The following is a 24,004-nucleotide window of genomic DNA, read 5'->3' as shown; positions in this document are numbered from 1 at the left end:
AGGAGAAGGAGAAGGAGAAGGAAAAGGAGAAGTGTGAGCAAAAATGCTAATAAAAGCAAAGGTGATACTGGGGTATGTATCACCTTTAAGCTAACTAAACATTAAACATAAATAAACAGTCTTTTTTAAAGACCACACTAAAAATTACAATACTACTTTGCCACTTGTTGATTTGTCAACTTGGACATTTTTTGGTTGATTTTTTAACGCAATTCTTGCCGATGTAGAAACATTTCCCTGTAAGTTTTCTTTCACGCTGAGCCTAACATTTGCAGACGAATTGGCTTGTACTTGGGCATTTGTTGTCGAGAAACGGCTCATGTCAACCGATGCGGATGAATTGGTGTTCAAATTTAAATTTGAAGCGCTACCCGCAATTTCCTGCTTAGACGAACTGCTTGCCGATACTTGCAAATTTTTACTGCTGACATCTGTCGTTAACTTGCTAGAAGAGCTCGTTGAAAGGTTGATATCATCAGCAATTAATTTTTTAAGCGATATTTTTGCGGAGGAGGATACGTCTACAGAAATTTTGTTTGCCTTAATCGTTTCATCGGTATAGATCGAACTGCTGGATGATGCCGAAAAGCGTGTCGGTATCTTGCTTGAGTAAACAGTTACGCGATTGTTTCTCGCATTTCTGATTGAACTGTTTCTTTTATACTGTACATACAGTGTACCGTTTTTTACAGTCGTTTCGATAAGGGATAAATGTTCGGGATTAGCTGCTTCAACAATAACTTCGTTGCGATTAGAGTGAATATAATCTACACGTAATGAAGTTGCCGATGAAATGCCATCTGGAGCAGTGATCTTACGTGTTTCGCGTTCTTGTGCCTGAGCTACATATAAAAATGAAATAAAGGCAATGGTTAAGATTCTTTTCATTATTTTTCTGTTATTAGTTTAAATTTATTTTTACTGAAAGTTTCATTTTAATTTCCCTTTTTATCGTTTCTTATACACTTATGCATACGCTCTATCGTTAACTGCCACCTATAGTATAATAGTAATGCCAAAACTTTAAATCCGTTTAAAATACTGATTAACACTAGTTTTGTTCCTGAGTGCTATTTTCGTTCATGCTCATTTTTGAACATCAACTGTTCGGTATCGGACAATAGTTTGTTTACCAGACTCTTCGTTTGTAGGCTGCTAACCAGAATTGATACTCTAATTGGGAAGCTGTTATAAATACTTGTCGCATCTTCTCCCGTTTTGTTGCAGTAGTTTCTGCTGCAATTTTGTCAACGTAGTTTTTCGCCTTGATAACGCCCTGTGCAAAATCCTCACCGCTATAAGTTGCTATCCATTTGGAATAGGGATTTCCCTGTGTATTTGCTGTCGATACAATGTGATCTCCGACCTCCTTATAAATCCAAAAACAGGGGAGTGTTGCCGCCATAGCAACCTCAATGCTCTCGAAAGCGGCTACGCTTTTAAGAAAATGAACATAATGATGGCAGGTTGGTTCGATTTTGTTGCTCTTGTCGGCAGGACTTAAACCAAATTCCCGAAAGTAATTTTCGTGTAATGCCCGTTCAACAAGTAGCGCATTGCGACCAAATTCGAAATAGTCCAATGCTTGTTGGTTATCCGCGCTTTTTGCACCTATAAAGGCGAGCACACGGCCAAATTCTTCTAAATAGAAAGCATCCTGCTGCATGTAAAATTGAAATTTATCCAGGGGAAGACTACCATCACTAAGCTGAACAATATACGGCATAGTGAGTATATCTGAATAAATTGATGTTATTGAATCCCAGGCATGATCAGTCCAGTTCATATTGAATAAGTTTAATCGGATTGTGGAAGTGATTTAATGGCCCATTTCCTTTGCCAATGATGAGGTCTTTGCTACCAGCTATTGCTGCGTGTATATAGGCCAATGCGAATTCAACCGCGCTATCGAGACCAACGCCTTGTGCCAAATGGCTCGCAATTGCTGAAGAAAGCGAACAACCGGAACCATGTGTATTTTTGCTGTTAATTTTTTGAGATTTGAATTCAATTGGTGGATTCTTGTGCTGGAACAATAGGGATGTTAATTCTTGACTTTGGAGATGCCCGCCTTTAATCAAAACGGATTGACAACCTTTCGCCAGTAGGCTATTTCCCGCTTTTTTCATCCTCTCGACATCGTCAATAACTTCGTCTACTAAAACACTTACCTCGTCTAAATTTGGTGTAATCAGCGTTGCCAAAGGAAAAAGAAGTTCAATGCAGGCCTGAATTGTATCATCGTGAATGAGCTTGTGCCCGCTGGTCGAGACCATGACTGGATCAAATACGATAGGCCCTTTATATTCTTTTAAATAGCTGCTAATAAGCTCCACAAGTTCAATATGGTGTACCATGCCTATTTTAATTGCATCGGGATAGATGTCGTCAAAAATAGCATCTAATTGGTCCTGGACGGCTGCTGTAGGAATGTCATAAATACGTCTTACACCTTGTGTGTTCTGAACGGGTAAGGCAGTTAACACATTCATGGCATAACAACCTAATGCAGATATGGTTTTGGTATCTGCTTGTATACCTGCACCACCGCTACCATCGAACCCCGCAATGCTGAGTACGCTAGGGACGCGGTATTTTTTATCTTTTGTCATTTTAATAGTTCTTTTAGTTGTGCACTGGCAGCTCTGGGATCTTGACTTTGGCATATGGCCGAAACGACTGCAATGGAGTCTGCACCGGCATTCCAGGTCTCTTCTGCTGTTTGTAAATTCATCCTTCCGATAGCGATCAATGGTTTTTCCGTCCTACTCCGAAGTTGTTTTAAACCTGCAATTCCCCATTCAGTAATCGTGTCCATTTTTGTTCTCGTAGAAAAAATGGGACTTACACCAAGGTGGTCGACGGCGTACATTTGTGGACTTTCCAGTTGTTGCATATCTTCTATGGACCAGCCTATGTTTAATTTATCGCCATATTTTTCGCGAATAGGGAGCGGCTGCAAATCATTTTGACCCACATGTACTCCCCATGCCTCGATTTTTGCAGCGATTGCTACGGCATCATTGATCACGAGCGGAATACCATAACGATCGGTCAGTTTTTTCAAACGCATGGCTTTATCCAAAAATGTAGCGGGATCGTCAGCTTTTTCGCGTAATTGAATAAGATCGACTCCACCAATGATGGCTTCTTCGGCGACATTGAGCCAATGTTGAGGATAACAGTCCCGCTCAGAAATTACCAAATATAAAGGGTAGGGAAAAAGCGGATTAATGCGCATAACATTTGATCTTGAGCTTTGATTTTAGACGTTCTGCATTGAGCTTATAGAGTTCATCATAGAGATTCAATTGCAAGGTACCCGGGCCAGCTGCTGTTTGGGCTGCGAGTTCTCCCGCCAAGCTCAAAATGGAAACGCCGGCAACAGCTGCTTCAACATATTGGTCTGTAACACCTAGAAATGCACCAATAAGTGCAGTAGCACTACAGCCAAGTCCAGTTACCTGTGTCATTAAAGGGTTGCCATTAAAGACTTCAACCCGGTATTGTTCGGAAAGAATATAGTCTACTTCTCCGGAAATACAGATAATGGAACCGGTTTGCTCTTGCAATAATTGGCCAAATCGGAGCGCATCTTTACTCGCTGTCGTGCTGTCGACTCCTTTTGTGTTCGGTTGGTTGAAATTGTACAGCGTCATGATTTCTGATGCATTTCCACGAATAACCGTTGGTTTGAGATCCAGTAGATTGGCCAATAAATCATTGCGGAATGCTGATATCCCAGCACCAACAGGATCAAGTACCCATGGCCGTCCAATGGTATTGGCATGTTCGGTAGCAACCAGCATAGCTTCGGCTGTATCTTCACTCAAGGTGCCGATATTAATAACAAGAGCTTGCGCAATATCGACAACTTCACGTACTTCTAAAGGACTTTGTACCATTACGGGGGACGCTCCTAGGGCTAACAGTGCGTTGGCCGTATTGTTCATCACGACTAGGTTTGTGATGTTGTGTACAAGGGGTTTTTCGACCCTCAGCTGCGCTAATAAATTGATAATTGAATCTTCCATTCTTTTTACATATGCTAAGATGTACGGTGTAGCCTTGGAGGGAAGAAGAGCGATAGACTGCGCAGTAAAGGAGTATGCTGTACAGTGGATTTTTGCTTTTCCCTACGCCGGTATAAACCGAATCAGGTTCAAAGGGACTATCTCAATTCTATACAGAATACCCCCAAAGCCAGACCAAATTTAAACAAAAAAGAGGACTTTTCATATCCATCATTTTTCGATCACTTAGCTTGTTAAATTAATCGGCCGGATTTTGATCGGCACTAATTTCAATATATTCAACAGGGGTATAAGTAACCCGGGCAAAATTTTTGGTCAAAAGTTCTGTTTCTAAAATCTTTCCACCCTGAAATTTTAAAAACTTCTCGCGCCAAATCTCATTTTTACGAAAGAACTGATTGTCTATTTTAAGAAATTGATGTTCTTTTTCAACGACATGGTATGCAAAATCCAGCTCCTGATCGATCCTCAATTCGCCCTCTAAACATTTCTCTGTAAACCAGAGGTTGATCTGGAAGGTGTAAGGCGTGTTGTTGGTGAATTGATAATCACGGTAGTTATAAAATACGGTAGCCCCACTGCCGAATGGCAAAACACGACCATCGTCAGGAAAAGGATCAAAGGAGTGATGATAACGTTCGCTGACGGTGAGTGGACTATGGATAACAAGCCAATGGATGAGATTGGATATTTGACAGATTCCACCGCCAATACCCGCCCTTGCTTCACCGAAGGATAACTCCATGCCGGGCAGATACCCTTTCTTTACGGTGGGGAGCCCCACGAGTTTACAAAATGAAAAGGTTTCCTTCGGTCTGATCAGAATGCTATTGATCTGTGCTGCTGCAATTTTCAGGTTGGTCACTTTGTTGATCTGCAATTGCATATTATTTTCGCCCAGCTTTTTTAATAATACAGACTGATGCTTTTTAATACGAAAGGGAAGTTTTTCAGCTGATTTAACTTTGCTGTATTTTTTGTCGTCAAATAGCCAGACGGCTTTTCGCTGCATTCTTCTTACCCATACTGCAAAAAAATAGAGTATGGGGTGCTGTTGACTGATCAGTTTTCTTTTTTTCAATACGATGTTTATTTATCGCTATCAAAATTAATGCAGAAATCTATCTTTTGCCGCTTTTTTTGATTTTGTCCTGTGTTTTTACTGTATAGGGGGTAGAACTTTTGTTCCATCGGGTGTATACTGGCTTTTCGCTCTATGTCTATAGCTGTTTTCTTGTCTGTACGTATTTGCCCGTGAGCTTCCCATGCCCGTTATAGTTCAGGTTTTCATACGTACAGTTTCCCAAATCTTTTACAATTGATTTTTGTTGCAATACCCCCTTGAAGTAGAATTCATCAACTGTTTCGTTGGCCCGGTAGGATCGCTTGATTTCCGCTGTGAGTTGGTCATTTTGATCGAAGGTTTGGCGTAGTATATAATCACTTGTTTTCGGATCGCTATACGCATAACGGACCCGACTTTCCCTTTGATCATTTCTGCCCGACAGCTCTTCACTCATGCGATTCTGTTTGTCATAACTGTAAATGGTCCAATCTATCCGTTGGTATAAAAAATGAATGGATTCACTTTTTACAACCTGGAGTTTGCTGTTCAAGTGGTCTATTGTCGCTGTTTGTAATGTTGGATCGTAGGAAACAATGGCGTTTGGGAGATAACGGTAAATGGTGCTGTTGCTCCATTTGCTGTTTTGAAGGTACTGTATGGAGTCGATAAGTCCGAACTGATTATAGCATCTTTTGCTGAAATAATTATTTCCGCCGGAAAGATTGTTGGATGTGAGCTCTTTGCCTTCTTCATATACAGTCGTCACAATTGCTCCAGTTTCCACCTCATTTTCATCGGAAAACTGCTGCATGACATACGTGCCGTCACATTGATTTTTACGCTGACTGTAGTAAAGAGGGAGAGCTGTATTGGCGATAATAGCCGCTGCATATTGCCTGGATGGAATAAATTGCACTTGTGCAATGGAGTCAAAGAAATGTTGGGCATTATATTGTGACGAAGGATTCTTCGACGCAACTTGTGTGTTGTTGCTTAATATGGATTTGGCTGCTGTCAGATAGGTATTACTATCGTATATGATCTTGGGTTTGCCTAAGCCATCAAACAAGATCATGACATGACGTTGTTTCAATGACAATACATCGATGGTCCATTGTTGATTTTTAACGCTAAATGTAAGTTTTTTTGCATCGGTTTTTGTGACCAGTAACTTTGTTGTGCTAAAAGGTACTTGCTTGAAAATCGCAGCAGCATTTTTTTCGTGTAAACGCATGATAAAATCAGTTGATTTATCGGACTCATTGGTTACAAACAGAACTGCCTGTGTAGGGCTAGCTATTGTTAACGATTTTACTGTTTGCGATGCTGCAATGGGACTATAAAACAGCAATATCAACAACTGAATGATAATCGGATAAATGTGCAGTTTCGCGTTATAATTCATTTGGGTCGATATTGCTGTTGTTGACTTTGCTATTTAATTTAATACTTCTTTCAAAAATAATAAGGTGTGCTCCCAGGCACGTTTGGCCATCACGGGATTATATTCCGCTGACTCGGGATTCGTAAACGTATGTCCAGAATTTGCGTAGGTAATTATTTGCCAGTCTGCTTTTCCTTCATTTAATTCCTTGACCAACCCATCGTAATCTTCTTTTGATACACTCTTATCGGCTGCAGGGTGCTCAATGAGTACTTTTGTTTTAATGGAACCATTGGGTCTATCGGCAGCTTTGGATAGGCCTCCGTGGATACTGATCACGGCATTGACGGGGAAGCCGGCTCTCGCCGCTTCTAATGCTCCTGAACCTCCAAAGCAATAGCCAATGATCGCAATTTTTGTCGGATCTGCGCCTTCTTTTTTCAGTTGTTCTAATGCGAGCTTGATGCGATGCTGATAAGCTTTATAGTCCGTCTTGTAGTGGCCTGCAATTTTCGAAGCTGCGGTGTTGTCCGCAGGAATATTTCCCTCACCGTAGATGTCGGCAATGAACGCGATGTAACCTTCTTTTTCAAGAAGCAATGCCGCTTGTTTCGCTTCGTTGTCAATTCCCTTCCACGCAGGAAGAATTAAGACAGCAGGGCCTTTTTTTGCCCTATTGGCGGTTACCATGCCGTTGAGTTTTTGTTCACCATCCTGGTAAGAAACCTGTTTTAATTGTTGGGCCTGCGTAGTCATCGTGACCATAGTCAGCATCAATAGTGTCATAACTGTTTTCATCTGTAAATAATTTGTTCCGCTCATTATTTTGTGTGATCAGAAATGAACCTAATTTGGAGTCCATCTCAACTAAATATAATTTTCAATGTACATTTTTTCCGCTGTCGTCAACCTGAAGTTACGACTTTATAGATTCAATAATACCAATAACATCGAGTTGTCCGAGACCTTGGTCGTGTGCTTTCCCGTAGGTATCGAGTAATGTCTTGAGGAGGGGATATTCGGCACCGGCTTGTTGCGCCAGTCGAATATCTTTCAGCATAAGATCTAGCGCGAAAGCAGGACTGTAGTTTTCTTCCACCAGTAAAGGCGTTTTGACTTTTGTTGCGCCACTGCCACTGGCACTATCATTGATGATTTCGAGCATATCACTCCGTTGAATTCCCAGTTTATCTGAAAATAAGATCGTCTCTGCGAGACCTTGATAGATCGTTGAAAGAAAATAGTTGATCGCAAGTTTGGCGGCAATTCCCTGGCCATTTTCGCCAACATGTTTGATCGACTTGCCCATCTGCTCGAGGTATGGCCGGGCGCGATGAAGATCCTCCTGTTCACCACCGACCATAATAATCAGGGTGCCCTCTGCCGCGGGCTTGGTACTGCCGGCCACAGGTGCATCTATAAATGCGGCTCCTTTTTCTTTGAGTTTGGATGCGATAGACAGGGTGAGTTCACGGGATATGGTACTCATATCGACAAATAATTTGCCCTTGATATCTCCTTGAAGGATTTTTTCATATACTTCACTGACAGCTTCATCATTGGTGAGCATGGAGAATACAATATCAGCATGTTCGACCAATTCGGCTATACCTTCTCTGATCATTGATTGTTCTTCAAAGCCCGCTGCTTTTGCACGGTTTCTATTATAAACAGAAAGGGGGAATCCTGCTTTTTCCAGGTTTTTAGCCATGGGGTGCCCCATGTTTCCTAATCCTATAAATCCTAATTTTTCTATCTTCATCTAAAATTACATTAATAGCTCTTGAAATTTACGTCTATTAAAGATACAAATGTTTTGGTCATTCCACTAATACCCTGATTTCGTTACGAAGGAGCACTATTTTATCTTCCTGTTCCAGTTTTTTTAAAATTCGGGAGACAACTACCCGGGATGTGTTTAGGTCAGAAGCAATATCCTGATGCGTAAGGGTAAGTATTCGGTCGTTGTTCAGCTTTACTTTGGCTTTCAGATATTGGATGATTCGTTCTTCCATATTGGAAAAAGCTAGACTATCAATAGCTTGTAACATTTCGTCCATACGGCTTGAATAGCTTGATATGATGAAATTTCGCCAAGAGGGGTATTTTCCCATCCAAAGGTTGACAAGCTCATTTGGAATCATGGCAACCGTTGTTGTTTTTTCTGCGAGGGCACGAATTTCACTTTTTTTATTTCCGAGACAACAGGCTATTGACATCGTACAGGTTTGACCTTTTTCCAAATAGTAGAGCAGCAGTTCGCCTTTGTCTTCATCTTCCCGGACAATTTTTATTGCTCCATCTAGGAGAAGGGGCATCGACTTGATGTATTGATTAGTATCAATGATGAGATCCCCCTCATGAAACGTTTTGAAGTGTGCGTTTTTGGCTATTGCAGTAATTAACTCTGGCTCAAGAATGCCTGTATAAGCTTGTTGGATTGACAACATACGGTATTATTTTAGTTAAAGTTAATTATTTACGGGCTTATTTTATCCCCTGGGGGTGGAAAAGAATGTTGGTGGAAAAGAATGTTGGTGGAAATAATGTGTAGAAAGACCGGTTTTTTTGTGCTGTGTGTGGCGTATCCAGCAGCTAACATATAAAATCGTGAAATTCATAAATTTTGATTTATTCAAAACAGACAAAATGTTATTCTGATTATTTTTAGTGTTTTTTTAAGAATGTGATGAATGTGTTGTATTTATTTTATTTAATCTGTTTTTTTATTGCCTCTTTGTTTTAGAAGTAGCTGTTTTTCTGTGGAAGCTTAAAACTGATTTGTTTTGTATAGCGCTAGGGTCTGATAATCCTATTGTTAAAATTAGTTAAAAAGACAATCAATTCCTAATTTTGCGCCACAAAAACAAAACAATCACATCTAACATGAAAAAGTCTTTACTTTTTTTTGCCCTCGTTTTTGCTAGTTATAGTGCCGTTCATGGTCAAACAGCAAATACTAGTTCGGTTTCAGGAGTTGTCAAAGAAGCTACTGGACAAACGGTTAAAGGAGCAACCATTAAAATTACCCACATCCCAAGTGGACAAGTTGTAAGTGGCTCAGCCGATGCCCAAGGAAAATTTCAAATTTCAAATCTTCAAGAAGGAGGCCCCTACAAAGTAGAGGTAACTTACATTGGCGAAACACCTGTTGTTTTCGAAAACATCATGCTGAAATCGGGGGAATCGTTGAATATCAATCCAATTTTTACGGCTGGATCTTCAACAAGTTTGGATGAGGTTGTTGTTGTTGGTAATGGTGTTATTGATATTGCTGCGGGAAGAAAGACGCCGATTGCCGTTTCAACGATCCGTAAACAGGATTTAGAGGAAAGGGTAGGCGCACAGGATATTACTTCAGCACTAGCTAATACCCCGTCGGTTTATATCACTGGTCAGGCAAAAGGTTTTGGTGAGTCTTCTATGACAACACGTGGTTTTGATCAGTCCAATACCGCATTTTTGTTGAACGGTCAGCCGATCAATGGTATGGACAATGGAAGTGTATATTGGTCAAATTGGTCGGGACTTACAGATATTGCTTCTTTAGTGCAGATTCAACGTGGTTTGGGATCATCTAAATTAGCGATTTCATCTGTCGGCGGTACCGTAAATTACGTGACACAATCTACCGCAATGAAAGAAGGTGGTTTTGTCCGCACTACTGTTGGTAACGATATGTTTATGAAGGCAACAGTAGGTTACAATACCGGTCTGATGAAAAACGGTTTTGCTGTTTCGGCTATGTTTACGCAATGGTCAGGTAACGGTTATATGGATCATACGGAAGGTGCTGGACAAAGTTATTTCTTGTCCGTTGGATACAAAGCAAATGAAAAGCACAACCTGAACTTCATGGTAACCGGTGCACCACAGTGGCACAACCAAGGATATACCTCAAAATTGTCTAACTATCTTGCTAATGGCAGACGTTACAACGACAATTATAAGGATGCAAATGGCGTGATGATGAATGCGCAAAAGAACTTTTATCATAAGCCGGTAGCCAACTTGAACTGGGATTGGACCATCGATGATAAATCATCTTTGTCAACTGTCGTTTATGCGTCGTTAGCTGCTGGGGGCGGTCAATCGTTAAGAAGTGATAAATACAACAAAGGCAAATATTTGGCTGCTGATGTGAACAATCATCAGTGGTTTGGTATAGTTTCCAATTATAACCGTAAGCTTTCAGAGTCCCTGAATTTTAATGTGGGTTTTGATGTGAGAGATTATAAGGGTACACATTATCGTAAATTGACAGATCCACTAGGAAATACAAATGGTGTTGTATTGGGCGGTAATGTTAATTTCCCTAATAAGCCATTGGTTACCAATACATACTCAACAAATCCTTGGAAAGCTTTCTCAAGCAAACCTGATTCGCGTGAAGATCGTTTAGCTTGGGATTACAATCAATACATCCGTTATGGCGGTCTGTTCGGTCAATTGGAATATGCGAAAAATGGCTTTACAGCGTTTTTCCAAGGATCGGTTTCCGAACAACAAAACAAACGTTCTGATTATTTTCAATACACACCAGGTAATGAGGATTCTAAAGACGTGAACAACTTTGGCTACAATACGAAGGGTGGTGTAAGTTATACATTGGGACATCATAGTGTTTTTGGTAATGCGGGGTACTATTCCCGTCAGCCTTATCAAAACAATATTTTCATGAATTTTGCAAATGATATTAATGAAAATGCTGAAAATGAAAAAATCCTTGGTTTAGAGGCTGGTTATAAATTTGCTTCTCGATTCTTGGATGTGAATGTGAATGTTTACCGCACAACTTGGGAAAACCGTGTTACGGGTAGTTCGAGTTTAGCGACGGCAGATGATGTGAAAAAATACAACCCAACAAATGATCCTGGTATTTTGGTCGAAGGTGCCTACCTATATACAACCAATTACGGCGTAAAACAGGTGCATAGAGGGATAGAAGTTGATTTTGAGGCCCGCCCAATCGAAAAATTAAGCCTAACAGGGTTTTTATCGATAGGTGACTGGAAATACGATGGTGCAGTAAACTCTGTTATACGTAACGATAACCGCGTCGAATTGGGACGTTCTCAGGTTAACTTAACCGGTGAACATGTTGGTAACGCAGCGCAAACTTCTTATGGATTTGGTGCTAAATATAAAGTGTTTAAGGGTTTGTCTGTTGACGCAAACTACAGATATTATGAGCGTTTGTATGCATCGAATTATCGTAGAGAAGTAATAGATGGCCAAACTTATGGACGTTATATGAAATTACCGTCTTTTAATCTTTTGGATGCCGGTCTTTCTTACAATGTCAAAGTAAGTGACAAGAACAGCATGAGTTTCCGTGTTAACATGAACAATGTGTTGAATAAGTTCTATATTTCGGAAGCTACTTCTAGCAACTTGGTGACAGATGTGAACAATACTTGGAATGGTATTGATACGTCCAATTTTGTTTTGATCGGCCAGGGTAGAACATGGAATGCATCTGTGAAATTTACATTCTAATAACATTATCTTGAATACAAAAAGGCCCACAATTATTTTGTGGGCCTTTTTTTGTTTTTTAATAAAAACTTAATAATTTTAGGTGATCTAATTGTCAACCTGATGTTGCATAAATTAATTTGTCTGGAAAATTTACAGATCGGTACTGTCCATTTTTCTGCTTTTGTTGTTAATTTGGATGGTGGAAATACGGGCTTTGCTTTATTTATTAACCAAGAAAATGACCCGATTTTTATTTTTCGAAAAGAAAAGAAAAATGAGGTATCTTTCCATGTGAATGAGGAGCAATTCTTTTGGATTGTCAAAAATAGCCAGTTTACACCAGGAGAACGTCAAGACTTTTTTGCTGAATTTGTTGAATTCCTGCGTTTGATGGAAGAGAAGGTTTCCAATTATGTTTTCAAAAAGGAAAAATTAATCAAATTTACAAATTCGAGGGATATTGTCCGCTATAAATACTTATACCTGACAGGTGAAATTAGTTGATAAGAATACCCGATTATAATACCTGATCTCCCGTTAGATTTCTTTTGTAATGAAATTTAGCTTAGTTTTGGGTATGAAGCATATGTTTTCAAATCTAGCTGTCATTCTACAAAACAATACTTTTGTGGAATCAGATTTTACACTGCCAGTACCCGTACTTCTTGCTAAGTTTTCTTTTTTACCTATTTCATCATTTTTTCCGGAAGCGAGTTCATCTTTTTCCGCTGATTGGTTAGACACCGTCCAACAGAGCGCGATTAGATCTACATTGGAAGGATTTAATGTCGGAATCAGTGGCGATGGTAATCCTGTCGCTTTACTTGAGCAGGCGATTGCTTTGACCAATCATGCACTTGCCTATAGCTATTTGGGGCTTTATTATTTTAAAATAGCGGCATATGACCAAGCTATTGCAACGTTTACAAGCGCAATCGAACAGTATAAAGAGGAGCCATTTTTTTATGCGAGCCGTTGTTTAGTTTATCGACTCATCGATGAAGACGAAGGTGCTTTCTATGATTATCAGATTGCCAAGAGACTGGATTTTAATTACCATAGTGTATTGGAATGGGCGGAGAATCAAGCTGAACTCACTTACTTTGAGGCCGATAATTTGGTTATTCAAGAGCTGGAATCGAAGCCAAAGCACCTGAGTACTGACGAAATAAATTCATTGGGATTTGAATATGTTCATTGCTATAGCTATCTAAAAGCAATCGGTCTTTATTCTTCTGCTATTGCGGAATCCGACAACAAGGATAGCAACCTGTTTGTTTTTAGAGGAAGTTTGTACCTGAAATTGACCTGTTTTGAATTGGCATTGTCTGATTTCAATCAGGCTATTGCTCTTGATGAGAATCGTTCTGCCGCCTATATATTTCGCGCTAAAGTGTTTGAATCCTATCGTAATTACCAAAGTGCGCTGGAAGACTATGCCAAGGCGGAGGAAATAGATCGTGATTCATCGATCGTATACGAAGAAAGGGCATCTTTGTTTGAGCGGTTGGGAAATTTTGAGGAAGCATTATTGGATTTTGATCGCCTTGTTACGCTCAATCCGGAAGATTTTTATGTGTATTCATTACGAGCCGATTTGAATGAAAAGTTGGAGGATTTACCAGGCGCACTGGCAGATTACTCGAAAGCGATCGATTTGAATCCATATTATTCTGATTTGTATTCATATCGCGCAGCAATTCGTGAAAAATTGGGTGATCCTATCGGGGCAAAAGCCGACCTGGATAAATTCAATGAATTGGAAGATGAATAAAAAAAGTCCACCTTTTGGTGGACTTTTTATACCTACTGCTCTAACTAGAGCAGCCTTTATTTAATGATCCTTTTTATCTTATTGGAACGGGTAATAAGTTTGTGCAATTTGTCATAATCCTCCGTGGCAATAGAATCGTGCAGGGATTGAAGCTGCTTGATATGTTCTTCGAGTACTTCGAGTACATTTTCGCGATTTTGCTTGAAAATAGGTGTCCACATATCGGGCGAACTTTTGGCTAGACGTACTGTAGATTCAAATCCCGAGCCTGCCAGCTCAAAGATACGTCCTTGAGATTTCTCTTTTTCCAATACTGTTAAGGCGAGGGCGAAAGAGGTCAGGTGAGAAATGTGGGATACATAAGCCGTATGCACATCATGTTCATCTGCATTCATAAAACAGCTGCGCATCTCCAATTGGTCGGTGATGGCATCGGCAATCTCGAAAGCATCCTCATCCGTTTTAAATGCTTCAACATACACCATCATTTTTCCTTTGAATAAGCCTGCTATTGCAGCTTCAGGTCCCGAATACTCTGTTCCGGCCATGGGATGGGCTGCAACATAACGGCCCCTATTGGGATGATCCTTTATTTTATTCAGAATATTCGTTTTTGTTGATCCCATGTCGATGACAACCTGGTCAGTGACCAGATCCAAGATTTGAGGAACAACATGTAAAATGGCATCGACAGGAATTGTGAGCACCAATACTTTACAGCTCTTAATCGCATCTTCTAAGCTTGCTGTTTCGTCAATGAAGCCGATGTGCATCGCTTTATCTAAGTTCTTTTGACTCTTATCTACACCGATAATTTTGTCGCAGAATTTTGTTTCTTTTAGGCGAATGGCAACTGAGCCGCCGATCAAGCCTACGCCTACAATGGCAATGTTCATATGTAAACAATTATATTAAGCGTATTTTTGTTCAAATGTTATACACCGAACGCTTTATACCCTGGTTGTTTGTCGATCAATTATTCTATCGATAATTTCAAAGCAGTTAAGCTGCCCCGATATCGAATGTCTTAGAAATTATCTTTAATGCGCTGGATTGATTCTTTGAGCACCTCTACTGTGGCACAGAGACTGATGCGTATATATTGATCGCCTTTGTCTCCGAAAATTCCACCCGGTGTAATAAATACCCGTGATTTGTCCAAAACAGCATCGCTCAGGGCATAACCATCCTTGTATTTTTCAGGGATGCGTGCCCATACAAATAGACCTACTTGGTCCTTTTGATAAGCACAGTCCAGCAAATCCATGATCTCATAAACCTGTTGGCGTCGTTCCGCATAAATTTTGTTTAGATCAGCATACCAGGAGACATCAAGTTGTAAGGCTTTTGCCGCAGCCAGCTGAACAGGTAAAAACATACCTGAGTCCATGTTGCTTTTGAAACGGAGTACTTGGTTTATACGTTCTTCGGCACCCACGAGCACACCAATTCGCCATCCCGCCATATTGGAAGACTTGCTCAGCGAATTCAACTCAATGGCTACATCTTTCGCGCCAGGGATACTCATAATGCTTCTTGGCGTATCTGTCAAAATAAAGCTATACGGATTATCGTGGCAAATCAGGATATTATACTCTTTAGCAAATTGAATCAGCTCATGATAAAATGCATCGGGTGCTGAAGCACCTGTTGGCATATGAGGATAGTTTATCCACATCAATTTAACCTTTGACAAGTCTTGTTTTTTGAGCTCATTTAGATCGATAAGCCAATTTTGCTCTTGTGTAAGATTATAGGTGATCGCTTCAGCACCACTCAATCTCACTCCAGCAGCATAAGCTGGGTAGCCAGGATTGGGTATAAGCGCTTGGTCTCCTTCCTGAAGATAGGTCATACAGATGTGCACAATACCCTCTTTTGACCCTATTAAGGGTAATATTTCGGTATTGGGATTAAAAGTCGCGTTATAATAACGTTGATACCAATCTGCAACGGCTTGTCGTAGGGCGGGGGCGCCTTTATAATTTTGATAGCCATGCACATTTGGAAGTTGGGCATTCGTATTTAATGTCTCGATCACCTCCGGATGCGGGGGTAAGTCTGGACTTCCAATTCCTAGGTTGATTACACGCGCTCCCTGTTTGTTCAACTCATCTATTTCTCTTAATTTTTTGGAGAAATAATATTCTTCAGTGTGCTGCAATCTTTTGGCAACGTCTATTTGCATTTTATTTTAATAAATTTGGTATTTGAATAAGGCTAAATTAGGGAATTATCTATTAAAAGGAGATTTTTTTATCGATTTTTCAAGCTGAACAAGCTGAATGCTTTATTCTTGCGATGCAACAATTTTATAGTCCCTTGCCAGGATATGTGCTTTTCTTGATTAATTTGTTATTTTTGTTCAATTTCCTCGTCAAAAATCTGGAAGTTAGAGGAGAGACCGACGAATTACTTTTGATGTAAAAGTAACTTGTCTTAGTTCAACATAAATGAAAACATATTTTAGGCTCTTATCGTTTGCTAAACCCATTGAGAAATTTGCAATCCCCTATGTAATTTGCACGCTGATCACGGTTGTTTTTAGCACGTTGAATTTGGCATTACTTGCTCCTTTACTCCATACACTTTTTAAAACCGGAAAAGAGGCTTGTGAAGCAGCTATTGAAGTCGTGAAACCTGAAGCGTACACAGATATTTTAGCTTGGTTCAATTACTATGCATCGATGGCAAATGAGCAGTTTGGTGCCTATGGCGCATTGCAAAGGGTCTGTATTGCAATTGTGATCTCCGTATTTATCAGTAATCTGTTTCGCTACTTCTGTCAACGCATTATGGAGAATTTCCGTATTCATACTTTGCTCAAATTGCGTAGAGCGGTATTTGACAGTGTAATGGATTTACATGTCGGTTATTTTACAGGACAACGAAAAGGAGATATTGTTTCTAAAGTTGCGTCTGATGTACAGGTCGTGCAGTATTCTGTGACGGGGACTTTACAGGTGGTTTTTAAAGAGCCCTTGCAATTGATCGCTTATATCGTGATGCTTTTTAATATCTCTGCGCAATTGACATTCTTTTCACTCTTGGTCATTCCCGTCTCTGCATTTTTTATTTCTAGAATCGTTAAGAATCTTAAAAGCCAAGCGCATGCGGCACAGGAATCGTATGGAAATATGATTTCCTATTTGGACGAAGCATTGTCTGGAATAAAAATTATCAAAGCTTTCAATGCCGTTTCATTTATTAAGAACAGGTTTCATAATGAGAACGAACGTTACGCCAATATCGGTCGTGCTATGGCTAAAAGACAACAGTTAAGTTCACCTGTGTCCGAATTGCTGGGGGTAATTATGGTGGCTATTATTCTTTTGTATGGCGGCCATTTGGTGCTTTCAGGTGACAAGAGTTTAACGGCGCCCGCATTTATTGCCTATATCGCTATTTTTTCACAGGTGATGCGTCCGGCAAAGGCGTTAACAGATTCTTTCAGCGGTATTCATAATGGTCTTGCTGCGGGTGAGCGTGTATTGGAACTTATCGATGAACGGACGGAAGTGAAAGATCGCGCCGACGCGAAGCTTGTGAAAAGCTTTGAGAAGAATATTGTCTTTAATCAGGTGAATTTTTCGTATACCAAAGATAAAGAGATTCTACAGAACATCGATTTGACTATAGAAAAAGGGAAGATTATTGCGTTGGTGGGACCTTCAGGTGGGGGAAAATCAACTTTAGTTGATTTAATTCCGCGTTTTATGGACGTCACTGGGGGGCAAATTTTGTTTGACGGTATTGATTTACGGGATTTAGACCAGGATTCTTTACGGGACATGATCGGTGTCGTCAATCAGGAGTCCATTTTGTTTAATGATACAATCTTCAATAATATTGCATTCGCTAATCTTTCTGCCAGTCAAGAGGAAGTAGAAGCCGCTGCACGGATTGCTAATGCGCATGAGTTTATTGTGAAAACGGAACAGGGTTATCAGACCAACATAGGTGATAGGGGCGGTAAATTATCTGGTGGCCAACGTCAGCGGATCTGTATTGCACGAGCTGTCTTGAAGAATCCACCGATCATGCTTCTTGATGAGGCGACTTCTGCTTTAGATACCGAATCTGAAAAATTGGTGCAGGACTCCTTATATAAATTAATGGACAATAGAACAACGGTTGTGATTGCCCATCGTTTAAGTACCATTCAGAATGCGGATAAAATTGTGGTTATTGAAGCCGGAAAGATTGTAGAAGCAGGTAGCCATAGTGAGCTGATACAGCAAGAAGGATTATACCGTAAATTAATCGAAATGCAACAATTTACAGATTAGGCTCCTTTTCTAAGAGCTATGTCAAATTAGTTGTTGTCACATTTTTTATTATAACTTTTGTTGCCTTTTCGGTACATTTGATTTAAGATAGGAGATACATTTAATGAACGCAATAGATAAATTGAATTTCTTGATTAACGATAAGAATTTAGCTGTCGAATTGAGAGATATAGCGGAGAAAGTTTTGCGAGAGGAGCGTATCACTTTTGAGGACGGCGTACTTTTGTATGAGAAAGGTGAGTTAGGCTACCTTGGTGTGCTTGCTAACTATATTCGCGAGAAACGCCATGGTGATCATACTTTTTTCAATCGTAATTTTCACATCGAGCCGACTAACGTCTGTGTATATGACTGTAAGTTCTGTTCGTATTCCCGCTTAATAAAAGAACGGGCTGAAGGTTGGGAGATGGAAGTCGACGGCATGATGGATATTGTGAAAAAGTACGACAAGGAGGCTGTTACTGAAGTTCATATCACCGGAGGGGTTGTTCCTAAGCAGAACCTCGAATTTTATGCCGATTTTTTTCGCAAATGTAAAGCACATCGTCCCGAGTTGCATATCAAAGGACTTACACCTGTAGAGTATTACTATATTTTCAAGAAAGCAAAATTGAGCCATTACGACGGATTGAAGTATCTGCAATCCTGCGGATTAGATTCTATGCCGGGCGGTGGTGCGGAAATCTTTCATCCAGAAGTCAGAGAGCAGATTGCACATGATAAATGCACAGCCGAACAATGGCTGGATATTCATGAGCAGGCGCATAAGCTGGGCATGCATACCAATGCAACCATGCTGTACGGCCATATAGAGCAGTTTTGGCATCGTGTCGATCATATGGAGCGCTTAAGACAGCTACAGGATAAGACTGGCGGTTTTCAGACCTTTATTCCACTAAAATTTAGAAACAAGGAGAATCAAATGTCCCATATTCCGGAGGTATCCGTTATTGAAGACCTCAGGAATTACGCGATCGCTCGAATTTACATGGATAATTTTGATCATATTAAAGCTTATTGGGCAATGATATCGAGAGATACGGCCCAGTTGTCCTTGGCTTTTGGGGTCGATGATATAGACGGAACACTGGATGATACGACAAAAATATACAGCATGGCAGGAGCAGAAGAGCAAAAACCGGGGATGACCACACAAGAGGTTGTCGAGCTGATAAAAAATGTTGGACGCCATCCGATTGAAAGAGATACCCTCTACAATGTGGTAACCGATTATAATGATGTTGTTTTTGATCAAGTTGATCAAAAGAAAAGCTATTACGCATTACCTGTTGTCAATTCATAACTCATATCGCACGTTGAAAAAGACATTTTATTTTATACGACACGGACAGACTGATCTAAATTTAAGAGGTATTGTGCAGGGGCGGGGTGTTAATTCCCCACTCAATAAAATGGGCATAGCTCAAGCTCAGGCTTTCTTTGATCGCTACAATACGGTGCCTTTTGATAAGATATATACCTCCACTTTATTGCGTACTCATCAAACTGTACAGGGGTTCATTGATTTGGATTTACCTTGGGAACAGCTTGTTGGTTTGGATGAAATAAGCTGGGGAGTTTATGAAGGAAAAGAACAAACACCGGAGTTGCTAGCTGGTTTTGAAAAATTGGTCGCAGCATGGCGCAATGGAGAATTGGATGTCAGTATCGAAAACGGAGAGTCTCCTCATGAATTAATGGCGCGTCAACAAATCGCCTTGGATCATATGCTCGCTCAGACAGATGAAAAAAACATATTAGTCTGTATGCACGGTCGTGCTTTACGGATTATGCTTTGTCTAATGACTGGTGTCGATGCCCGTTATATGGATGATTTCCCGCATACAAATACTGCTTTATATAAATTGCTGTATGATAATGGTCAATTTGAGATTGTAGACCATTACAATACCGCACACTTAGAAGCATTGATAAATGAATAAAATTAGAGTTTCTGCCGTATCGTATACCAATACTTATCCATTTTTGAATGGAATACGTAAATCGAAAGTGATGGAGCAAATCGACTTGAGCGTCGATTATCCAAGTGCCTGTGCACAGAAAGTAATCGACGATCAAGCTGATATCGGGATTATACCGACAGCTGCCTTATTAAGTCTACCCGAGTACTATATTAATACCGATTTTTGTATCGGCACGGAAGGTGCTGTCGATTCTGTCTTTATTTTTGCCAATAAACCTATTGAAGAGGTAAAAACTTTACGTTTAGATAAGCAATCGCGCACTTCAAATGGTTTAGCACGTGTATTGATAAAAAATTATTGGAAAAAGGATGTAGAATTGGTCACTGATGAATCTATAGAGCCAGATGCCTATGTTTTAATTGGGGATCGTACTTTCGGTAAGAAGAATGCAGTACCCTATGTTTATGATTTGGGGGAAGAATGGTTTAACTTCACCGGATTACCTTTCGCTTTTGCCTTATGGGTAAGTAACAAAAAACTTCCCGACTCTTTTGTAGAGGAATTCAATGAAGCTTTAGCGTATGGCGTTGAACATGCAACCGATGTGATAGCCGGTCTCCCAGAATTTGAGGACTTTGATTATACCAAATATCTGACAGAGCATCTTAATTTCCATTTGACAGCCAAGAAGCGCGAAGCTGTGCAATTGTATCTCCGGTATTTAAAAGAATTGGATTAACCTGGGGGCGCTTGGCCTGAACAGGAACGATGACATACCCTGAAAAATTTTAAATCAGAATCGCCAGGTAAGCCTTACACGGTATTGTGAAGGCTTACCTGGCGATTGATTTCCAAAGAAGAAAATACAAGAATAGAAGCCACCGTTTTACACTTGCATTTTCAATTGACCAATGTTTTGGACCTTTAAGTACGTCCAATTTTTACTTTGCGTCCCTTGATTTTTTGCCCATTTGCCTTGTTGATAATAAAAGGAGCAAGCTTTCTTTTAACGGCGACATAGGCGACCTTATCTTTCACTTCTATTATACCGATGTCGTCTTTTTCAACACCTTCCAAATGCAGGAGAAAACCTACAATGTCAATTTTATTGACTTTGTCTTTTCTTCCAGCGCTAACATAAAGTGTGGCGAAAGGTGAATTTTCAGGAAGATCATAGTATTCGGGAAATTCCTCTTCAGGTATTTCCTCCGCTATATAGGGATACGCTTCTTCCGGCTTTATGATGACATAGACATCACCCTTTGCCTGCATACGCGCAGTACGTCCATTGCGATGAATAAAGCCATCTTCTTTATGCGGTAGCTGATAATGAATAATGGCATCAACTTCGGGGATATCCAGCCCTCTTGCAGCCAAATCGGTCGTGATCAAAACATTGTTGGAATGATTACGGAATTTGAGAAGCGCCAGTTCACGATCTTGCTGTTCAAGTCCGCCATGAAAGGTGTCGTGAATAATATTGCGATTATCCAGTAGTTCGCTGATGTGATCGACGGCATCGCGATGGTTACAGAAGATAATCATTTTTTTCGTCCCAATCTTGCAGATAAGTTTTAGTAGTGCCTCCAATTTCTTTTGAACAGGGGCAACTACTTTTTTAATTGTAATGCGGGGTATATTTTGTGAATTATTCAAAAAATCGACAAGAATAGGCTCCTCTATCTGTGTAAAAGGCGGAATTGCATCCATCATCGTTGCAGAAGTCAATATCCGCGATCTGATGGCCGGTATATGTCGAATAATAAAATCCATTTGTTGCTGAAATCCCAGTTCCAACGATTTATCAAATTCGTCTAGCACGAGGGTATGAATACCGGAAGGATCAAAATTTCCTTCTTCGATATGTTGTTTTATGCGTCCTGGAGTTCCTATAATAATTCCGGGAGCATCCTTGAATTCATTTTTTTCAATACGGGTACTATGACCGCCATAGGCACAGGTGACTTTGTGGCCAGTGGCTACCTTGCGAAGCACTTGCTCTATCTGTAAGGCCAGTTCGCGGGTCGGCACTAAGATCAGTACTTGAACCTCCCGAACGATTTCCTTCAGTTGCTCTAAAATGAGCAATGAAAAGGCCAAGGTTTTGCCAGATCCTGTGGGTGAAAGTAAGATGAAATCATGATCTTTTTGGTACGATTCCACTACTTTTTCTTGCATCTCATTTAAGGATGAGATACCTAATTTATTTAAAATAGCTTCTAGCTGCATTCAGCAAAAATACAAAATACCGCTATTTTGAAAGGAACAAACTCGAATGAAAATTTTTTAGGCATTTTGTAATTAAAAAAACAAGGTAATCAGTCTATAAAAGATGATTACCTTGCCTTGATTTTTATCGGTATACTGAAACACGCGGTATAATTGCCGAGTTATTAATTTTCCATAAGTATTGTTTTATAGGATATCAATACCTTCTTGTCTTAATGTTTCTTTTTTGTCCTCTTCCCAGATACTGACTTGAACTTCTCCAATATGTTGTTTTTTGAGCATAAACATACAGACACGGGATTGTCCGATTCCACCGCCCATAGATTCCGGTAATTGATCATTGAGAAGCATGCTATGGAAAGTCAGTTTGGATTTTTCAGTGCAATTTCTGATTTCCATTTGATGTGCCAAAGCGGTTTTATCGACGCGAATCCCCATGGAAGAAAGCTCAAAGGCTGAATTTAAGATGGGGTTCCATACGAGAATATCTCCATTCAATCCTTTGTGTCCAGCCTCATTTGCAGTACTCCAATCGTCGTAGTCTGCTGCGCGCCCATCGTGTGCAACACCATTGCTGAGTGCCCCGCCGATACCATATAAAAATACTGCACCATATTCTTTTGTGATGGTATTTTCACGTTCTTTTGCACTTAGATTAGGATATTTTTGCAGTAGTTCTTCTGCTGCAATAAATGTAATGGTTTCTGGGAGAATAGCTTTTATCTGTGGATACTTGCTTTCAACCTGTTGTTCTGTATAGCGTAATGCATCGTAAATTTTTAATACGGTATCTTTCAGTAAGGCCAAAGTACGTTGATCTTTATCGATTACTTTTTCCCAATCCCATTGGTCTACATATATCGAATGAATAGGGGTGTAATCTTCATCAGGACGCAGTGCTTTCATGTCTGTCACGATGCCTTCCCCGGGTAACATTTCAAGTTCTTTTAAACGGACTCTTTTCCATTTTGCCAATGAATGTACGACGACAGCCCTTTTTTCATTCAATGATTTAATCGGAAATGATACCGGGCGCTCAATTCCATTTAAGTCATCATTTAATCCTGTGCCGTCTAAAACCACCAATGGCGATGAGATCGGAATTAAATTTAATGCTTTCTTTAGTTGTTGGACAAATGTATCTTTAACGAAGCTGATAGCAACTTCGGTATTTAAAAGTTTTCTTCCCTCCATATGAGTTAAATGAAATACCATGTGCGGATTGATACGCATGGTTTTATTTTTTATTCAGTTATTTCCTACAAAAGTATGAAAATATCACTGGTTAATCTGTTTGGTTGTGATTTTTAATATTTATCCATTAAAAAGTTGAAAAAATAAAAAAATTCTAACAAAATGAAGGTAGGTCAATATTTAATTATAAAACTAATAATTTGTTGGTGCAACTAAAAGTGTTTGGTTACTTACTAAAAGAGCCCTGAATATTTCAGGGCTCTTTTATTTATGGTGGATCGACGTGATTGATTAAACGGAGAAACTTTCGCCGCATGCACAGGTCCTGCTGGCATTCGGGTTATGGAATTCAAAACCTTTTCCGTTCAAACCATCGGAATAATCCAGTTCTGTACCTGCTAGGTATAAAAACGATTTTATATCCAAACAGACTTTCACGCCTTTATCTTCGAAAAATTGATCACCTTTTTTTTCTTCGTTATCGAAGTTCAGCTTATAACTCAAGCCCGAACAACCGCCACTTTCCACAGCAACACGCACAAAGTAATTGCTGTCATATTGCTCATCCTTCATGATTTCCTCGATACGAGTTTTTGCTTTGTCAGTAACTGTAATCATAGTAATATCC

General features: G+C 39.9%; 22 protein-coding genes and 1 riboswitch. Of the genes, 7 read left to right on the top strand and 15 right to left on the bottom strand.

The genetic code is table 11. From position 1 onward, the window contains the following. Positions 1-144 precede the first annotated feature (144 nt). The 10 genes from B3E92_RS21075 to B3E92_RS21030 all read right to left on the bottom strand — a co-directional run bounded on the left by B3E92_RS21075 (position 145) and on the right by B3E92_RS21030 (position 8,934). Entirely contained in the window at positions 145-888 is a 744-nt protein-coding gene (locus B3E92_RS21075; RefSeq protein WP_286898151.1) for a GIN domain-containing protein, read from the bottom strand. A 241-nt stretch (positions 889-1,129) separates the two neighbouring features. After that, on the bottom strand, positions 1,130-1,786 hold the full coding sequence (tenA, locus tag B3E92_RS21070) for a thiaminase II (protein ID WP_286898149.1): 657 nt from the start codon (positions 1,784-1,786) through the stop codon (positions 1,130-1,132). After that, on the bottom strand, positions 1,773-2,612 hold the full coding sequence (thiD, locus tag B3E92_RS21065) for a bifunctional hydroxymethylpyrimidine kinase/phosphomethylpyrimidine kinase (RefSeq protein ID WP_286898147.1): 840 nt from the start codon (positions 2,610-2,612) through the stop codon (positions 1,773-1,775). The genes tenA and thiD overlap by 14 nt, the downstream gene beginning before the upstream one ends. Continuing rightward, entirely contained in the window at positions 2,609-3,241 is a 633-nt protein-coding gene (thiE, locus tag B3E92_RS21060) for a thiamine phosphate synthase (protein WP_286898144.1), read from the bottom strand. Before thiE ends, thiD begins: the two co-directional genes overlap by 4 nt. Then, entirely contained in the window at positions 3,231-4,034 is an 804-nt protein-coding gene (gene thiM, locus B3E92_RS21055; protein WP_286898142.1) for a hydroxyethylthiazole kinase, read from the bottom strand. Before thiM ends, thiE begins: the two co-directional genes overlap by 11 nt. Positions 4,035-4,116: 82 nt before the next feature. Then, positions 4,117-4,209: riboswitch (TPP riboswitch) on the bottom strand. A 63-nt stretch (positions 4,210-4,272) separates the two neighbouring features. Continuing rightward, complete coding sequence (locus tag B3E92_RS21050; protein ID WP_286898140.1) at positions 4,273-5,115, bottom strand: VanW family protein; 843 nt, start codon at positions 5,113-5,115, stop codon at positions 4,273-4,275. Positions 5,116-5,254: 139 nt separating this feature from the next. Beyond that, positions 5,255-6,505 carry a hypothetical protein gene (locus B3E92_RS21045; RefSeq protein WP_286898139.1) on the bottom strand — a complete coding sequence of 417 codons (1,251 nt, stop codon included), beginning with the start codon at positions 6,503-6,505 and terminating at the stop codon, positions 5,255-5,257. A gap of 33 nt (positions 6,506-6,538) precedes the next feature. Continuing rightward, positions 6,539-7,282 carry a dienelactone hydrolase family protein gene (locus B3E92_RS21040; RefSeq protein ID WP_286768563.1) on the bottom strand — a complete coding sequence of 248 codons (744 nt, stop codon included), beginning with the start codon at positions 7,280-7,282 and terminating at the stop codon, positions 6,539-6,541. 118 nt (positions 7,283-7,400) lie between these two features. Beyond that, positions 7,401-8,246 carry an NAD(P)-dependent oxidoreductase gene (locus tag B3E92_RS21035; RefSeq protein WP_112376102.1) on the bottom strand — a complete coding sequence of 282 codons (846 nt, stop codon included), beginning with the start codon at positions 8,244-8,246 and terminating at the stop codon, positions 7,401-7,403. Between the two features lie 58 nt (positions 8,247-8,304). Then, on the bottom strand, positions 8,305-8,934 hold the full coding sequence (locus B3E92_RS21030) for a Crp/Fnr family transcriptional regulator (RefSeq protein WP_286898136.1): 630 nt from the start codon (positions 8,932-8,934) through the stop codon (positions 8,305-8,307). 436 nt (positions 8,935-9,370) lie between these two features. Between B3E92_RS21030 and B3E92_RS21025 the strand changes: the two genes are divergently transcribed. The 3 genes from B3E92_RS21025 (at position 9,371) to B3E92_RS21015 (ending at position 13,739) form a co-directional block, all read left to right on the top strand. Continuing rightward, positions 9,371-11,983, top strand: coding sequence for a TonB-dependent receptor (locus tag B3E92_RS21025; protein ID WP_286898135.1), 2,613 nt, complete (start codon positions 9,371-9,373; stop codon positions 11,981-11,983). A gap of 102 nt (positions 11,984-12,085) precedes the next feature. Continuing rightward, on the top strand, positions 12,086-12,469 hold the full coding sequence (locus B3E92_RS21020) for a hypothetical protein (RefSeq protein ID WP_088162243.1): 384 nt from the start codon (positions 12,086-12,088) through the stop codon (positions 12,467-12,469). Positions 12,470-12,518: 49 nt separating this feature from the next. After that, positions 12,519-13,739 carry a tetratricopeptide repeat protein gene (locus B3E92_RS21015; protein WP_286898134.1) on the top strand — a complete coding sequence of 407 codons (1,221 nt, stop codon included), beginning with the start codon at positions 12,519-12,521 and terminating at the stop codon, positions 13,737-13,739. Positions 13,740-13,795: 56 nt separating this feature from the next. On the opposite strand, the gene B3E92_RS21010 is transcribed toward B3E92_RS21015, so the two are convergent. Both B3E92_RS21010 and B3E92_RS21005 read right to left on the bottom strand, forming a co-directional pair. Then, positions 13,796-14,635, bottom strand: coding sequence for a prephenate dehydrogenase (locus B3E92_RS21010; protein WP_286753742.1), 840 nt, complete (start codon positions 14,633-14,635; stop codon positions 13,796-13,798). Positions 14,636-14,766: 131 nt separating this feature from the next. After that, positions 14,767-15,927 carry a pyridoxal phosphate-dependent aminotransferase gene (locus B3E92_RS21005; protein WP_286898133.1) on the bottom strand — a complete coding sequence of 387 codons (1,161 nt, stop codon included), beginning with the start codon at positions 15,925-15,927 and terminating at the stop codon, positions 14,767-14,769. A gap of 265 nt (positions 15,928-16,192) precedes the next feature. On the opposite strand from B3E92_RS21005, the gene B3E92_RS21000 reads away from it, so the two are divergent. The 4 genes from B3E92_RS21000 to B3E92_RS20985 all read left to right on the top strand — a co-directional run bounded on the left by B3E92_RS21000 (position 16,193) and on the right by B3E92_RS20985 (position 20,692). Continuing rightward, positions 16,193-18,028, top strand: coding sequence for an ABC transporter ATP-binding protein (locus tag B3E92_RS21000; RefSeq protein ID WP_070567835.1), 1,836 nt, complete (start codon positions 16,193-16,195; stop codon positions 18,026-18,028). Between the two features lie 103 nt (positions 18,029-18,131). Next, positions 18,132-19,331 (top strand): aminofutalosine synthase MqnE, encoded by a 1,200-nt coding sequence (mqnE, locus tag B3E92_RS20995; RefSeq protein ID WP_070567833.1) that lies wholly within the window; start codon positions 18,132-18,134, stop codon positions 19,329-19,331. A 13-nt stretch (positions 19,332-19,344) separates the two neighbouring features. Continuing rightward, the gene (locus B3E92_RS20990; protein WP_286753744.1) at positions 19,345-19,971 is read left to right on the top strand and encodes a histidine phosphatase family protein; all 627 of its coding nucleotides are present in this window, start codon (positions 19,345-19,347) and stop codon (positions 19,969-19,971) included. After that, the gene (locus B3E92_RS20985) at positions 19,964-20,692 is read left to right on the top strand and encodes a menaquinone biosynthetic enzyme MqnA/MqnD family protein (protein ID WP_070567831.1); all 729 of its coding nucleotides are present in this window, start codon (positions 19,964-19,966) and stop codon (positions 20,690-20,692) included. Before B3E92_RS20990 ends, B3E92_RS20985 begins: the two co-directional genes overlap by 8 nt. 185 nt (positions 20,693-20,877) lie before the next feature. On the opposite strand, the gene B3E92_RS20980 is transcribed toward B3E92_RS20985, so the two are convergent. The 3 genes from B3E92_RS20980 to B3E92_RS20970 all read right to left on the bottom strand — a co-directional run bounded on the left by B3E92_RS20980 (position 20,878) and on the right by B3E92_RS20970 (position 23,994). After that, a complete protein-coding gene (locus B3E92_RS20980) occupies positions 20,878-22,131 on the bottom strand; it encodes a DEAD/DEAH box helicase (protein WP_286898131.1) in 1,254 nt (417 codons plus the stop codon). Positions 22,132-22,368: 237 nt separating this feature from the next. Then, a complete protein-coding gene (gene asnA, locus B3E92_RS20975; RefSeq protein WP_286898130.1) occupies positions 22,369-23,415 on the bottom strand; it encodes an aspartate--ammonia ligase in 1,047 nt (348 codons plus the stop codon). Between the two features lie 252 nt (positions 23,416-23,667). Beyond that, positions 23,668-23,994 carry a HesB/IscA family protein gene (locus tag B3E92_RS20970; protein WP_046675441.1) on the bottom strand — a complete coding sequence of 109 codons (327 nt, stop codon included), beginning with the start codon at positions 23,992-23,994 and terminating at the stop codon, positions 23,668-23,670. Positions 23,995-24,004: the final 10 nt, after the last annotated feature.

Origin of the sequence: Sphingobacterium sp. UBA6317, assembly GCF_002440385.1 — a bacterium.
Lineage (GTDB): Bacteria > Bacteroidota > Bacteroidia > Sphingobacteriales > Sphingobacteriaceae > Sphingobacterium > Sphingobacterium multivorum.
Note: the sequence above shows the minus strand (reverse complement) of the source record. Positions and strands in the feature narration are given on the sequence as shown.

Bases quoted from the DNA above. Each gene is read 5' to 3' on its own strand.
- thiE (WP_286898144.1), bottom strand. From the start codon at position 3,241: ATGCGCATTAATCCGCTTTTTCCCTACCCTTTATATTTGGTAATTTCT.
- asnA (WP_286898130.1), bottom strand. From the start codon at position 23,415: ATGCGTATCAATCCGCACATGGTATTTCATTTAACTCATATGGAGGGA.
- B3E92_RS21015 (WP_286898134.1), top strand. From the start codon at position 12,519: ATGAAATTTAGCTTAGTTTTGGGTATGAAGCATATGTTTTCAAATCTA.
- B3E92_RS21030 (WP_286898136.1), bottom strand. From the start codon at position 8,934: ATGTTGTCAATCCAACAAGCTTATACAGGCATTCTTGAGCCAGAGTTA.
- B3E92_RS21040 (WP_286768563.1), bottom strand. From the start codon at position 7,282: ATGAAAACAGTTATGACACTATTGATGCTGACTATGGTCACGATGACT.
- B3E92_RS21025 (WP_286898135.1), top strand. From the start codon at position 9,371: ATGAAAAAGTCTTTACTTTTTTTTGCCCTCGTTTTTGCTAGTTATAGT.
- B3E92_RS21005 (WP_286898133.1), bottom strand. From the start codon at position 15,927: ATGCAAATAGACGTTGCCAAAAGATTGCAGCACACTGAAGAATATTAT.
- thiD (WP_286898147.1), bottom strand. From the start codon at position 2,612: ATGACAAAAGATAAAAAATACCGCGTCCCTAGCGTACTCAGCATTGCG.
- mqnE (WP_070567833.1), top strand. From the start codon at position 18,132: ATGAACGCAATAGATAAATTGAATTTCTTGATTAACGATAAGAATTTA.
- B3E92_RS21010 (WP_286753742.1), bottom strand. From the start codon at position 14,635: ATGAACATTGCCATTGTAGGCGTAGGCTTGATCGGCGGCTCAGTTGCC.
- B3E92_RS20970 (WP_046675441.1), bottom strand. From the start codon at position 23,994: ATGATTACAGTTACTGACAAAGCAAAAACTCGTATCGAGGAAATCATG.
- B3E92_RS21035 (WP_112376102.1), bottom strand. From the start codon at position 8,246: ATGAAGATAGAAAAATTAGGATTTATAGGATTAGGAAACATGGGGCAC.
- thiM (WP_286898142.1), bottom strand. From the start codon at position 4,034: ATGGAAGATTCAATTATCAATTTATTAGCGCAGCTGAGGGTCGAAAAA.
- B3E92_RS20985 (WP_070567831.1), top strand. From the start codon at position 19,964: ATGAATAAAATTAGAGTTTCTGCCGTATCGTATACCAATACTTATCCA.
- B3E92_RS21045 (WP_286898139.1), bottom strand. From the start codon at position 6,505: ATGAATTATAACGCGAAACTGCACATTTATCCGATTATCATTCAGTTG.
- tenA (WP_286898149.1), bottom strand. From the start codon at position 1,786: ATGAACTGGACTGATCATGCCTGGGATTCAATAACATCAATTTATTCA.
- B3E92_RS21020 (WP_088162243.1), top strand. From the start codon at position 12,086: ATGTTGCATAAATTAATTTGTCTGGAAAATTTACAGATCGGTACTGTC.
- B3E92_RS21075 (WP_286898151.1), bottom strand. From the start codon at position 888: ATGAAAAGAATCTTAACCATTGCCTTTATTTCATTTTTATATGTAGCT.
- B3E92_RS21000 (WP_070567835.1), top strand. From the start codon at position 16,193: ATGAAAACATATTTTAGGCTCTTATCGTTTGCTAAACCCATTGAGAAA.
- B3E92_RS20980 (WP_286898131.1), bottom strand. From the start codon at position 22,131: ATGCAAGAAAAAGTAGTGGAATCGTACCAAAAAGATCATGATTTCATC.